Annotated in this window: 10 protein-coding genes; 2 read left to right on the top strand and 8 right to left on the bottom strand. The window is 74.4% G+C overall.

Features of this window, described 5'->3' with window-relative positions; all coding sequences use genetic code 11:
• Nucleotides 1-2: 2 nt before the first annotated feature.
• Both ACH4TG_RS02510 and ACH4TG_RS02505 read right to left on the bottom strand, forming a co-directional pair.
• On the bottom strand, nucleotides 3-494 hold the full coding sequence (locus tag ACH4TG_RS02510; RefSeq protein WP_398239963.1) for an SRPBCC family protein: 492 nt from the start codon (nucleotides 492-494) through the stop codon (nucleotides 3-5).
• Nucleotides 495-581: 87 nt separating this feature from the next.
• Nucleotides 582-1,343, bottom strand: coding sequence for a metallophosphoesterase (locus tag ACH4TG_RS02505; RefSeq protein ID WP_398239961.1), 762 nt, complete (start codon nucleotides 1,341-1,343; stop codon nucleotides 582-584).
• 229 nt (nucleotides 1,344-1,572) lie between these two features.
• Between ACH4TG_RS02505 and ACH4TG_RS02500 the strand changes: the two genes are divergently transcribed.
• Nucleotides 1,573-3,369, top strand: a complete 1,797-nt coding sequence (locus ACH4TG_RS02500) for an AMP-dependent synthetase/ligase (RefSeq protein WP_398239959.1) — start codon at nucleotides 1,573-1,575, stop codon at nucleotides 3,367-3,369.
• A 37-nt stretch (nucleotides 3,370-3,406) separates the two neighbouring features.
• Here the strand turns inward: ACH4TG_RS02500 and ACH4TG_RS02495 are convergent, their stop codons facing one another.
• Nucleotides 3,407-4,537, bottom strand: a complete 1,131-nt coding sequence (locus ACH4TG_RS02495) for a glycosyltransferase family 4 protein (protein WP_398239957.1) — start codon at nucleotides 4,535-4,537, stop codon at nucleotides 3,407-3,409.
• A gap of 214 nt (nucleotides 4,538-4,751) precedes the next feature.
• On the opposite strand from ACH4TG_RS02495, the gene ACH4TG_RS02490 reads away from it, so the two are divergent.
• Nucleotides 4,752-6,008 (top strand): glycosyltransferase 87 family protein, encoded by a 1,257-nt coding sequence (locus tag ACH4TG_RS02490; protein WP_398240468.1) that lies wholly within the window; start codon nucleotides 4,752-4,754, stop codon nucleotides 6,006-6,008.
• Nucleotides 6,009-6,192: 184 nt separating this feature from the next.
• Here the strand turns inward: ACH4TG_RS02490 and ACH4TG_RS02485 are convergent, their stop codons facing one another.
• The 5 genes from ACH4TG_RS02485 to ACH4TG_RS02465 all read right to left on the bottom strand — a co-directional run bounded on the left by ACH4TG_RS02485 (nucleotide 6,193) and on the right by ACH4TG_RS02465 (nucleotide 12,834).
• A complete protein-coding gene (locus ACH4TG_RS02485; protein ID WP_398239955.1) occupies nucleotides 6,193-7,356 on the bottom strand; it encodes a M48 family metalloprotease in 1,164 nt (387 codons plus the stop codon).
• Nucleotides 7,357-7,499: 143 nt separating this feature from the next.
• Nucleotides 7,500-8,762 carry a hypothetical protein gene (locus ACH4TG_RS02480; protein WP_398239953.1) on the bottom strand — a complete coding sequence of 421 codons (1,263 nt, stop codon included), beginning with the start codon at nucleotides 8,760-8,762 and terminating at the stop codon, nucleotides 7,500-7,502.
• A gap of 104 nt (nucleotides 8,763-8,866) precedes the next feature.
• A complete protein-coding gene (locus ACH4TG_RS02475; protein WP_398239951.1) occupies nucleotides 8,867-9,904 on the bottom strand; it encodes an NlpC/P60 family protein in 1,038 nt (345 codons plus the stop codon).
• 158 nt (nucleotides 9,905-10,062) lie between these two features.
• Nucleotides 10,063-11,094 carry an NlpC/P60 family protein gene (locus ACH4TG_RS02470; protein WP_398239949.1) on the bottom strand — a complete coding sequence of 344 codons (1,032 nt, stop codon included), beginning with the start codon at nucleotides 11,092-11,094 and terminating at the stop codon, nucleotides 10,063-10,065.
• A 354-nt stretch (nucleotides 11,095-11,448) separates the two neighbouring features.
• Nucleotides 11,449-12,834, bottom strand: a complete 1,386-nt coding sequence (locus ACH4TG_RS02465) for an NYN domain-containing protein (protein WP_398239947.1) — start codon at nucleotides 12,832-12,834, stop codon at nucleotides 11,449-11,451.
• Between the last annotated feature and the right edge of the window lie 206 nt (nucleotides 12,835-13,040).

Genomic DNA, 13,040 nt, shown 5'->3' with positions numbered 1-13,040 from the left:
GGTCAGGCCGGTTCGCCGGCGGTGCCGGCGTCCTTGCCGGCGTCCTGCTGTGCGACCGGTGTCTCGACCCGCTTCTTCAGCCCGGCCAGCGCCCGGTCGATGATCACCTTCTCGGCCTTGCGCTTGATCATCCCGAGCATCGGGATCTTGACGTCGACGGTCAGCTGGTAGGTGACCTCGGTGCGGGCGCCGCCGTCGAGCGGGACCAGCGCGTAGGAGCCGTCCAGCGTGCGCAGCATCTGCGACTTGACCAGCGACCACTGCACCTCGTTGTCACTGATCCAGGTGTACGCCAGGGTGTGGTCGTCCTTGATGGCGCCGGCGTCGAGCAGCAGCCTGACCTGCTCGGCGCGGCCGGACGCGTCGGTGGCCAGGACCTCGGCCTCCTTCACCTCGCCGGTCCACTCCGGGTAGCGGCCGAAGTCGGCGATGACGCCCATGACGGCCGCCGGGGCCGCCTCGATGGTGATGCTGGACCTCGTGTGTTCCGCCATGGCCGTGGCCCTCCTGAACGGTGCTGCTGGCTGCAGGTGCAGGCTACCGCGCCTGCGTACGGCGGCTGTCACCGCCGAGACGCGACGTCACCACTCCAGGACCCAGGGGGTGCGGGTGTGGTTGAAGTGGCCCACGTTGATGCACTCGGTCCGGCCGATCCTGGTCCTGGCCCACAGCGGCTGGTGGACATGGCCGAAGAGCGCGTACTTGGGCTGCAGGTCGCGGACCGCCGCCAGCAGCGCCTGGCTGCCGCGTTCGAAGCGGCGCGCCGTGGTGTCGTAGCAGAGCTCGGGGACGGCCGGCGGGATGTGCGAGCAGAGCACGTCGACCGGCCCGAGCGCGGCGACCTTGGCCGCGTAGGCGTCCTCGTCGATCTCGTAGGGGGTGCGCATCGCGGTGCGCAGCCCGCCGCCGACGAAGCCGAACGTACGGCCGCCGATCTCGGCCGTGGCGCCGTCGAGCACGGTGGTGCCGGGCGCGGCGTACTCCGCCCACAGCGCCGGGATGTCGACATTGCCGTAGGTCGCGTACGTGGGGGTCGGGAAGGCCGCGAACAGCTCGGCGTACTGCTTGCGCACCGCGGTCTCGATGGTGACGCGCCGGTCGAGGCCGTCCCAGAGCTGCCGGTCCAGGTCGCGGGCCTCGTCGAACCTGCGGGCGGTGCGCAGCTCCACCATGCGGTCGGCGTTCGCCACCCCGAACAGGTCGGGGAAGATGCCGCGGGAGTGGTCCGCGTAGTCGAGGAAGAGCACCAGGTCACCGAGGCAGACCAGGGCGTCCGCGCCGTCTCCGGCCCGGGCCAGCGCCTCGGCCGCCCCGTGGACGTCGCTCACCACATGCACCCGCATACGGTCACCCTATAGCGGGCACCTTATGGGGGGTCACACTCCGGCGCGGGGCGCCCTGGTCTAGTGTTCCGCAAGCGGCGCGCCGCCCCGCCGGCCCGGCACTCCCCCGGTGTGTGATGCTGAAAACATCTGTACTGCCCCCCTATCGCCGGAGCTTTACCGATGGGTAACGTCCAGGCCGTCCATCTTCCCTCCGGGTGCGCCGTGGCACCGATGAGGAGCAGCTGCCTTGCGTGAGTTCAGCCTTCCCGCTCTGTACGAGGTCCCCGCGGACGGCAACCTGACGGACCTGATCCGCCGCAACGCCACGCAGCATCCCGACATCCCCGTGATCGGCCGCAAGGACGCCGCGGGGGGATGGCAGGACGTCACGGCGGCGGCGTTCCTCACCGAGGTGCGGGCTGCGGCCAAGGGCCTGATCGCCTCCGGCGTGCAGCCGGGCGACCGGGTCGCCCTGATGTCCAGGACCCGCTACGAGTGGACGCTGCTGGACTTCGCGGTGTGGACCGCCGGCGCGGTCGCCGTCCCGGTGTACGAGACCTCGTCGGCCTCCCAGGTGGAGTGGATCCTGGCCGACTCCGGCGCGGTCGCGGTGGTGGTGGAGTCCGCCGCGCACGAGGCCGTGGTGGAGTCGGTGCGCGAGCGGCTGCCGCAGCTCAAGCACGTGTGGCGGATCGACGGCGGCGCGGTCGACGCGCTGAACGCGTCCGGCACGGACGTGTCGGACGCGGTGGTCGACGAGCGGGCGGCGTCGGCGAACGCGGACTCGCCTGCCACCATCGTCTACACCTCGGGCACCACCGGCCGCCCCAAGGGCTGCGTGCTCAGCCACCGGAGCTTCTTCGCCGAGTGCGGCAACGTGGTGGAGCGGCTGGCGCCGCTGTTCCGGACCGGCGACTCCTCGGTGCTGCTGTTCCTGCCGCTGGCCCATGTCTTCGGCCGGCTGGTCGAGGTGGCCGCCGTGATGGCGCCGATCCGGCTGGGCCACGTGCCCGACATCAAGAACCTCACCGACGACCTGCAGGGCTTCCGGCCCACGCTGATCCTCGGCGTGCCGCGGGTGTTCGAGAAGGTCTACAACACCGCGCGCGCCACCGCGCAGGCCGGCGGCAAGGGCCGGATCTTCGACAAGGCGGCCGCCGCCGCGATCGCGTACAGCACGGCGCTCGACACCCCCGGCGGCCCGTCGCTGAAGCTCCGGCTGGCCCACAAGGTCTTCGACCGGCTCGTCTACAGCCGGCTGCGCGCGGTGCTGGGCGGCAGGGCCACCCACGCGATCTCCGGCGGCGCACCGCTCGGCGAGCGGCTCGGCCACTTCTACCGCGGCATCGGCTTCACGGTGCTGGAGGGCTACGGGCTCACCGAGTCCTGCGCGGCCACCGCGTTCAACCCGTGGGACCGCACCAAGATCGGCACCGTTGGCCAGCCGCTGCCCGGCTCCACCGTGCGGATCGCCGACGACGGCGAGGTACTGCTCTACGGCGAGCACCTGTTCACCGGCTACTGGAACAACGAGGCGGCGACCGCCGAGGCGATGGCCGATGGCTGGTTCCACACCGGCGACCTGGGGACGCTGGACCAGGACGGCTACCTGTCCATCACCGGCCGCAAGAAGGAGATCATCGTGACGGCCGGCGGCAAGAACGTCGCGCCCGCGGTGATCGAGGACCGGATCCGGGCGGACGCGCTGGTGGCCGAGTGCATCGTGGTCGGCGACCAGCGGCCGTTCGTGGCCGCGCTGATCACCCTGGACGAGGAGTTCCTGCCGCGCTGGGCGGAGCAGCACGGCAAGGCGGGCCGCACGGTGGCCGAACTGGCCGCGGACCCGGACCTGCTGGCCGCGGTGCAGCATGCGGTGGACGAGGGCAACGCGGCGGTCTCGAAGGCCGAGTCGGTGCGCAAGTTCCGCGTCCTGACGAGCCAGTTCACCGAGGAGTCCGGACATGTGACGCCGTCGATGAAGCTGAAGCGGAACGTCGTGCTGGCCGAGTTCGCCGACGAGGTCGACGCCCTCTACCGCGCGTAGCGCGGCCCGCGCCGGGCGGCGCCCCGCCCGGGCGCGCTCAGAGCAGCGACTTCAGGCGGGTGGCCAGCAGGTCCCAGCGCCAGGCGCGTTCGACCCAGTCGCGGCCCCGCTCGCCCATGCTGCGGCGCAGTTCGGGGTCGTGCAGCAGGGTCAGGATGCGCTCGGCGGCCTGCTCGGGCGACCCGCCCTGCACCACCCAGCCGGTCTCCCCGTCGAGCACCGCGTCCGGCGCGCCGCCGGAGTCGCCGGCGACCACCGGCAGGCCGGTCGCCGAGGCCTCCAGGTAGACGATGCCGAGGCCCTCGACGTCCAGGCCGCCGCGCCGGGTGCGGCAGGGCATCGCGAAGACGTCGCCCGCCCCGTAGTGCGCGGGCAGTTCCTCCCACGGCACCGGGCCGGTGAAGTGCACCGCCTCGCGGATCCCGGTGCGCTCGGCGAGTGTCTCCAGCTCGGTGCGGTACGGGCCGCCGCCGACGATCAGCAGCGCCGCGTCGGGGAACTCCCGCAGGATCCGCGGCATCGCCAGGATCAGCGTGTCCTGCCCCTTGCGCTGCACCAGCCGCGACACGCACACCACCACCGGCCGGTCGGCGAGGCCGAGCCGCGCCCTGACCACCGCGCCGCCCGAACCCGGGTGGAACGTCTTCTCGTCGACGCCCGGCGGGAGTTGGACCATGCGGGCGGCGGCCTGCTCGGTGAGCGCGGCAGCGATCCGGGAGCGGGTGTACTCGCCGAGGTAGGTGAGGGTGTCGGTGCCCTCGCCGATCCTGCGCAGCAGCCGCCTGCTGCCCGGCAGTTGGGCCCATCCGGCTTCGTGGCCGTGCGTGGTGCCGACCAGCCGCCGCGCGCCGGCCCTGCGCAGCGCGGGCGCCATCAGCCCCAGCGGCGCGGCCGCCCCGAACCACACGGAGGAGCAGCCGTGTTCGCGCAGCAGCCGGGCTGCGGTGCGGGTCACCCGGGGCGTGGGCAGCAGCATCGACGTGCGGTCGCGGACCACCGGGAACGGCTGCTCGGCGTCGAACCGCGCGACCTCCGTGCCGTCCTTCCAGGTCGAGGCGTAGACGACCACGCTGCCCGGGTCCAGGCGCAGCGCCATGCTGTGCACGAAGGACTGGATGCCGCCGGGACGCGGCGGGAAGTCGTTGGTGACGATCAGGGTCTTGTCCACGCCGTGCTGTCCCTCGGTGACCTGTGCGGAGGCGGGCAGGGAAGGTCGGAGTCTATCCGACGGCCCTCGCCGGGAGCCGCGCGCCCGCGGCCCGCGGGACCGCCGTCCGGACGCCCGCCTCTCCTGCTTCTCCCCTGCCCGCACCGCGGGACGTTCACCCGGCCGGGCGTGCGGGTCGCGTCCGTCCAGGGGTGCGGGGGCGGCGGCACGCATGATGCATACCGTGACAAACACCCGTATCGGAGGCGTGGGCGGCGCCCTCGCGGTCTGGGCGGCCAGCCGCGCCCTCCTGCTGGTCTTCGTGTTCCAGGTGGTCCGGTTCCCCGGCCAGGTGGTGGTCCACGACGTGCAGGACATCTACCGCGGGTGGTACCCGGTGCTGAGCGCCGGGGCCTTCCCGGCCCACGACGTGTCCTGGCAGTACCCGCCGGGCGCCGCGGTGCCGCTGCTCGCGCCGGGCGCGCTGCCGTTCCTGGACTACGCGGCGGCCTTCTTCGTGCTGGCGCTGCTGGCCGACGCGGTGGTGCTGGGGGCGCTGCTGCGCGACGCCCGGGGCTCGGGGCGGCTCGGCGGCGTGTGGGTGTGGGTGGGCGGCGTGGCGCTCCTCGGCCCGATCGTCTACGCCCGCTACGACGTGATGGTGACGGCGGTCGCGGTGCTGGCGCTGCTGGCGTTCCGGCGGCGCCCGGCCGTCGCGGGCGCCCTCGCCGGGTTCGGCGCGATGCTGAAGCTGTGGCCGCTGCTGGTGCTGATCGGCGCACCCCGGGGCCGGCCGCTGCGCCGCTCGTGGCTGTCGGCGGCGGCCGCGATCGCGGCGCTGCTGGCGCTGTTCGCGGCGCTGATGCGCAACGCGCTGTCGTTCCTCGCCTTCCAGCGCGACCGCGGCACCGAGGTCGAGTCGCTGGGCGCCATGGTCTTCCACGTGGCCCGGCACTTCGGCTGGCACGGCCAGGTCCGGATGCACTACGGCTCCATGGAGTTCCTCGGCCGGCACGTGCACCTGGTGAGCGCCGCGGCCCTGGGCCTGAGCGTGCTCGGCATGTGCTGGCTGCTGTGGTGGCGGCTGCGGGCCCGGCGGTTCACCTCGGCGACCCCGTACGACGCGGCGTTCACCGCGCTGCTGGTGTTCACCACCACGAGCCGGGTGATCAGCCCCCAGTACATGGTGTGGCTGGTCGGCGTGGCCGCGGTGTGCGCGTCGGCGCGGGGCACGGTGCTGCGGCTACCGGTGTACCTGACGCTGGCGGCGGGGCTGTTCACCACCCTGGAGTTCCCGGTGTTCTTCACCCACGTGACCTCCGGGGACGTGTGGGGGCTGCTGCTGCTCGGGGTGCGCAACGGCCTCCTGGTGGCCGCGTCCGTGATCAGCTGCCGCCGGCTGTGGGCGGCCACGGTGCCCCGCACCGAGCCGACCACGGCCCGCGCCGAGCCCGTCGAGCCAGGCGCCCTGTCCGTCCTCAGCGGGCAGTGACCCCCGGGCCCGGCACGGGCTCCCCGCCCGACGGGCACCCGCCCTGTACGGCGTGCCGGCCCTCAACCCGGCCCGCGGGCGGCCCTCGTCGCCGTGAACCCGCGGGCCTACGGTCGTCGGGCTCGGCGCGTGGGCAATCGGCCGTACGGTGTGCGGGCGGGCCCGGAGCCGGGCCGGAGGGCGGTCAGTGGGCGCGGGGGCGCCAGGTGCGGGCCAGGCGGATGCGCTCGGCGGGTGCGGGGTGTGTGGACAGCAGCAGGTGGGGCAGTCGGGGCGGGTACGGGTGGGCGACATTGGTGACGGTCAGCCGGCGCTGCATCGCGACGAACTCGGCGGGGGCCGCGGTGAGATCCAGCGCGTGCACGTCGGCCCGCCGCTCGATCCGCCGGCTCAGGGCCCGTCCGAACGGCCCGGCCAGCGCCCCGCCCACCGCGGCGGCCGCCGCCAGCAGCCAGGCCGACCGCGGGTCGGCGAACCGCGCCACGCCCGCCGCGTCCAGCAGCGGCCGCCAGGACACGACGGCCGCGAGCACGCACACCCCGAGCCCCGCGCCGACCGCGCCGAGCACGGTGCCGCGCAGCACGTCGCGGTGCACCACGTGCCCGAGTTCGTGGGCGACGACCAGCTCGACCTCGCGCGGCTCCGCGGTCGCCAGCAGGGTGTCGTAGGCGACGATCCGCCGGGTGCGGCCGAAGCCGGACACGTAGGCGTTGAGCGCAGTGGTCCGGCGGGACGCGTCGGCGACCAGCACGTCGCGCACGGCGACGCCGTCGCGGGCCGCCAGCGCGAGCAGCGCGTCGCGCAGCGGCCCCGGTTGCATCGGCGTGAAGCGGTTGAACAGCGGCTCGAAGACCAGCGGTGCGAGGAACGACAGCAGCAGCGTCATCGCCGCCGCGCCGAGCGCCGCCCACACCCACCACCACCGGGTCACACCGGCCAGCGCGTACACCGCGAACATCGCACCCAGGGCCAGGGGCAGCGAGATCAGCAGCCCGCGCAGCCGGTCGACCGCCCAGCCGCCCCAGCCCTGGGTGACCAGGCCGAACCGGTCCCGCTCCACCCGGCCGCGGGCCGCGAACGGCAGCTCCAGCAGCATCGGCAGCAGCACGAGCGTCACCGCCGCGCCGGCCACCCGCGCCGCCCAGGCGTGCCCGAACGCACCCACCAGCCCGGCGCCCGCCGGCGTCAGCCCGAGCACCAGCGTCAGCGCCAGCGTGGCGGCCGACGCCCCGACGGCCAGCGGCCACACACGCCGGTACAGCGCGCGCCCGCGCGCCACCTCCTCCGTGCTGAACTCCCCGTCCCCGGCGCCTTCCTGACGCTCCCGCCCACCCGCATCCGTACTCACGCCGTCTCCTCGCTCGCTCCCCCGCCGCGGCCCGGCCGCCCCGTGCGCGTCACCCATACCGTCTCCCTGCCCGCTCCCCCGCCCACCGGGCGCACCCCCGCCGCCCGGACCCGGCAGCGGCCCGGCGGCCCCGCGTGTGTCGCTCACGACAGTTCCTTCCGGAGGTAGACCTGCCAGCGGGCGGTGAACTGGGCGGTGGACAGGCCCAGGGTGCTGCGCAGGTGCGCGTCCAGGGTGCCGCCTCGGGCCACCGCGCGGTAGAAGGCGGTGAGGGTCTGCGGCGACCACTGGTCGGCGATCAGCCGGCAGGCGAGCCAGGCGCCCTCGTACGCCTGGGCCAGCCGGGCGGAGCCGGCGCGGAAGTCGGCAGCGGTCGGCAGCGCGCCGGGCACCCGTCCGGCCTGGATGTCCCCGGCCAGTTCCGGCGCGATCTCGGGGGCGGTGCGCCCGGAGTCGCGGTAGGCGACCCAGTCCGCGGTGCCCTCCGACAGCCACAGCGGGGTGTTGCCGTCGGTGGACTGCCGGGTCGCCACGTGCGTGGTCTCGTGGGTGAGCACGACCTGCTTGCCGAACGTGGACAGCAGCCCGAACGCCTGCGGGTTGACGATCACCCGGTCCGCGGGCGCCGCGCCCACGCCCAGCTCGCCCGTGGTGACCGCGGCGATCCCCTGGTACGCGGTGGCGCTGACGTTCAGCAGCGCGGCCATCTGGTCCAGGGTGGCCGGTGCCTCGACGACGACCTTGCGCGGCCAGTCGGCTCCCCAGGCCCGGGTCACCTCCGGCACCGCCCGGTCGGCGTCGGCCGCGTACTCCCGCAGCGCCTTGTCCGGCGCCAGGCCCAGCACCAGGGAGCGGGTGCCGTGCACGACCCGGACGGGGCCCTGGTCCCACAGCTGGACGTCGCTGCGGTGGCCGCTCGACGCGCCGTCGTCGTCCCCGGCGAGGTACCAGCGCCCGCCGCGCTGGGTGAGCGTCAGATAGGCGGTGGAGAGCACGGGCCGGGTGTCGTAGCCGGCGATCCGGTAGCCGACCCGGACCTCCGCGGCGGCCTGCCGGACACCGTCGGCGGCGGGCGGCAGCGGGAAGGCGCCGGTGCGCACCACGGTGTACGACCAGCCCGCCAGCGGCACCTGCGCCAGGTCGGCGAAGACCTGCTGCTGGCGGGCGCGGTACCGCTGGGCCTTCGGGTCGATGCCGGCGAGGAAGGCGGCGCGGTCGTGGTGCAGGACCGCGGCCGCGTGCTGGTCGAACAGCTGCCGCAGCGCCGTGTCGTCCGGCGCGGGCGACGGCCCGCTGCTCCCCCGGTCGCAGCCGGCCAGCGTGGCGAGGAGGGCGAGCAGCACGGCGACGACCACCGCACGCCCCGCCGCGGCGGCCCTGGAACGTCCTTCGCACACCGCGGCCACGCCCCGATCGTACGGCCCCGGTGACCTGCGGCGCCGTCCCCACGGCGGGCCGGTGTGCGGGACGTCCGGCGGCCGCGGATCAGGCGGGATCCGTCCGGACCCGGCTAGGGGCGGGTCACGGCCGTGACGGGCATCATGCCGATCGGGTCGTAGCGGACCCGCGCCCCCGGGTAGGGGGCGTGGATGACCATGCCGCCGCCGACGTACATGGCGACGTGGCTGGCGTCGGCGCGGTAGATGACGAGGTCGCCGGGCCTGATCCGGTCGAGCGGCACGCGCTGTCCGGCGCTCATCTGCTCCTGCGAGGTGCGCGGCAGCGACACCCCCGCCTGCCGGTAGGCGTACTGCATCAGGCCCGAGCAGTCGAAGGCGTTGGGCCCGGTCGCGCCCCACACGTAGGGCGCGCCCAGCGCCCTGCGCGCGGCGGCGACCGCGAGCGCGGCCCGGCCGCTGGGCGCCGGCAGGTCGGGGAGGCCGGGCAGCACCCGGTCGCGCGAGGCGCGCTGGTCCGCACCCGGCGTCCAGGCGGCGCGGACGGCCGGCGGCAGCGCGTCCAGCAGCCGCTGCGCGGAGCCGAGCGCCTGCTGCACGGCCTGCTTGCGCTGCCGCAGTGCCGCGCCGGCCCGGCCCAACTCGCTGAGCCTGCCCGCGGCCTGGACCCGCTCCTGGTGCAGCGCCCGCTGCGCGGCCCGCAGTTCGTGCAGCCGGCCGGCCTGCTGCCCGCCGATCCGGTCCAGGGTGCTGAGCCGGTCCAGGTAGTCGGGATCGTCGGACAGCAGCAGGTCGAGCGACGGGTCGATGCCGCCGCTGCGGTACTGGGAGGCGGCCAGCACGCCCAGTTCGTCGCGGAGTTCGTTGACCCGCTGCTGGGTGCGGGCCGAGCGGTCCTGGAGGTCCGCCAGCTCCGCGCGCAGCCGCTGCTGCTGCTCCTGCGCCGCGTCGTACGCCTGGGTGGCCCGCTCCGCCTGCTGGTACAGGTCGTCGATCCGGGAGGCGCTGTCGGGGCCGCCCGGGTCGGCGGCGGCGAACTCCGCGCCGGCGCCGGACAGTGCGGCGGCGGCCGCGGCCGCCGCGGACAGCACGGTCACACGGGTGGTACGGGCGGCCAGGCCCGGCTGCGGAGCGCGTCGATGGGAAGCCACGGCAGCAGACAGTAGCCAGGCGGTGGCGGAGAGTTCAAAGATCGCGCCGCCCGTACGTGTGAGCGGCAGCCGGCGGCCGCCCGCTCACCGCAGGTCACACCGGCCACGGGGGAACCCCCGGACGGGGGTTCATCACCCGTACGCCGTACGGCGCGTGGTCAGATGCGGACGCCGAACTGGAACGGCATGTCGCCGATGGCCTCGTAGCGCACCGAGGCGCCGGGCTTCGGGGCGTGCAGCACCATGCCGCTGCCCGCGTAGAACCCGACGTGGTGGTAGTCGCCGTAGAAGATGACCAGGTCGCCCTGGCGCAGCTGGGACATCGAGTAGATGCGCGTCCCGGCGTTCGCCTGCTCCTGCGAGGTGCGGGGTATCGACACGCCGGCCTGCTTGTAGGCCCAGGAGGTGAGGCCGGAGCAGTCGAACGAGCCGGGGCCGGTGGCGCCGTAGACGTACGGGACGCCGATCTTCGACTGGGCGGCGCGGAAGGCGGCGGCCGCGTAGTTCGAGGCGGCGGGCGCGCTGCCCAGGTCCACCCGGGAGCTGGCGCGGCTCGCGGCGAGCGCGTCGTCGCGCTGCATCTGGGCGCGCTGCTCGGCGGTCAGCGAGTTGAGCACCTGCTGGGCCTGCGCGAGCTTGCCCTTCGCCTCGGACTTGCGCTGGGCCAGTTCGGTGCGGGTGCTCTGGAGCTCGGTGAGCTTGGTGGTGGCCTCGGCGCGCTGCTGGTCCAGGGTGCGCTTGGCGTTCTGCAGCTGGTCCAGCGCGTTGGCCTGGAGGGAGCCGAGCTGGTCCAGGGTGGTCGCCTGGTCCAGGTAGCTGTCCGGGTTGGACGACAGGAAGAGCTGGAGCGACGGGTCGATGCCGCCGCTGCGGTACTGCGAGGCCGCGATGGCGCCGAGGCCGTCCCGGAGCTGGTTCAGGTGCTGCTGCTGCCGCGCGACCTGGTCCTGGAGGCTTGAGGCCTCCTTCTGCAGGGTATGCAGTTTCTCGTTGGCAGCGTCGTACTTCTCGGTGGCCTGCTCCGCCTGCGTGTAGAGGGCGTCCACCTTGGCCTTGGCGTCCTTGACGGACGGCTTGGCGGGGGTCGCGTTCGCGGCCTGAGCGGAAAGCGCGACGGCCGCTGCGGCGGTCGCGGTCAGCACGGTCACGCGAGTGCGGGTTGCCGGCTTGGGACGACGGTGGGACGCCACGAAGGCGAGCTCCTTCTTCCTTCAGCCGCCTACCGGTCCTGATGGTGGGCGGCCCCCGAGCGCCATCCGGGTTGGATGATCGACTGCGCGGAGGTTCGACGCCCGACCTTAGTGACCTAACTGTGATCGGTTCAAATCCTTGTAGGCAAAATCTCGATCGCAAAGCACATTCTTTACGGCAGTCGTACGCGCCGTGAGGGCGGGGGGACGGCGGGTAGCGCCCAAGTGGTGAATACCTGTGTCATGTAAGGGCGTTCGCCGGAATTCCGATCGAAACCGACACTCCGGGCACAACTCCTGAAGGCGGCCGCCCGGAGGGCGCCGCCTCCAGGCGGGGAGGGACGGGGGGTCGGTTCAGACCCGGGCGAGTCGGCGCAGCAGCAGCGTCGAAGCCACCGGCCGCGCACCGGCCTTGGCGACGCCGTCGGCCACCTCGCGGTCCGCGGAGACCACCACGATCTGCCGGCCGGGCGGCTCGGCCCGCACCAGACGGCGGATCAACTCGTCGGCGGTCTCACCGGACTTGGAGAAAAGCACCCGCACGCCGCGTGGCGGCGCGAGGAGCACGGGCATGTCCAGATCGGCCCCGTCGAACACGCACGTGACCTCCGCGCCGCTCTGCGCGGCCAGCGCGGCGAGCCCGCCCAGCAGCCGCAGCCGCTGCTTCTCCAACGGCATCGAGGGGTAGCCGGTCTTGGTGACGTTGTAGCCGTCGACGACCAGGTGCGCCTGGGGCAGCGCGAGCAACTGGTCGAGCAGCGCCGGGTCGGTGTCGGACAGCGCGCGGGTGGCGATGTCGCGGGCACTGAACTGCCCCGGGGCGACCGCGTCGACGGTGTCGGCGGGCCGTACGCCCAGGGTGTCCCGCGGCGGCAGGGCCAGTTCGCGGCGCAGGCCGGCGGCCGCGTCCAGCACGGTGTCCAGCAGCAGCCGCAGCCGGACGTCCTCGGTGCTGCGGCCCTCCCTGGCCGCCTTGCGCCCGGCCTCGACCACCGACTCGGCCTCGGCGAGCCGGGACCGCAGCCGGCGGGCCTCGGTGTCGGCGGCGGCCCTGTCCTGGGCGGCGGCGGCCCGTACCTCGTCCAGCTCGGCCTGCAGCTTGCGCTGCGCGGCCTCGGCCCGTTTGACGTCGCTCAGCGCGGCCCGCAGCTTGCGGTGCAGCGCGTCGCTCTCCTTGCGGACGGTGTCGAGTTCGGCGCGGGCGCGGGTCGCCTCGGTGCGCGCCTGAGCGTGCAGCGACTCCACCTCCCCGCGCAGCGCGGCGAGTTCGCGCAGGGCCTCCTCGTCGGCCTTCTCGGCATCGGCGCGCTGCGCCTCCTCGCCCGCGGTGGTGACGAGCTTGGCCCAGCCGGCCGGGCGCAGCAGGTACGCGGCCGCGGCCACGTCCAGCGGGTCGGCGGCGGGCGGCGGGGTGCCGGCGTCGAGCGCGCCGGTCAGCTCGGGCTGCGAGTCGCGCAGCCGGCCGGCGACCTTCTGCCGGAACGCCACGTCCGACTCCAGGGCGGCGGCCAGCGCGGTCGCCGCGTACTTCACACGTCTGGAGGGGGTGAACCGGGCGTAGGGGCGCAGCGAGACCGGCAGCTCGGGATAGGTGAAGCCGCCGAACGCGTCCGCGGCGATGGTGACGACACGATGCCGGACACCTTCGGGCAGCGGCCGGTCCAGCAGGGGCTCGCCGTCGCCCTGCGCCCGCTCCGCGTCCGCTTCGGCGCCCGGAACGCCGCCGCTACCGTCCACCACTCACTCCCTGTCCGAGGTCCGCACCGATCGGATGTCCGTCGGTGTCGGTCGGATCAGCGACGGACGTCCTCCGGTGCCGCCCCCTTCGATCCCTGCGGCCGCCGCCTCCTGCTTCCATTGTCCCCGCAACCGGGGCCTGCCCCGGCCCGCGGCTGCTTCGCGCCGCCCGCGGCGCCGGACCGGTCCGGTGTCCCGGTCACCCTACG

The sequence above is a fragment of the Streptomyces sp. NPDC020917 genome (assembly GCF_044333795.1).
Classification (GTDB): Bacteria; Actinomycetota; Actinomycetes; order Streptomycetales; family Streptomycetaceae; genus Actinacidiphila.
Note: the sequence above shows the minus strand (reverse complement) of the source record. Positions and strands in the feature narration are given on the sequence as shown.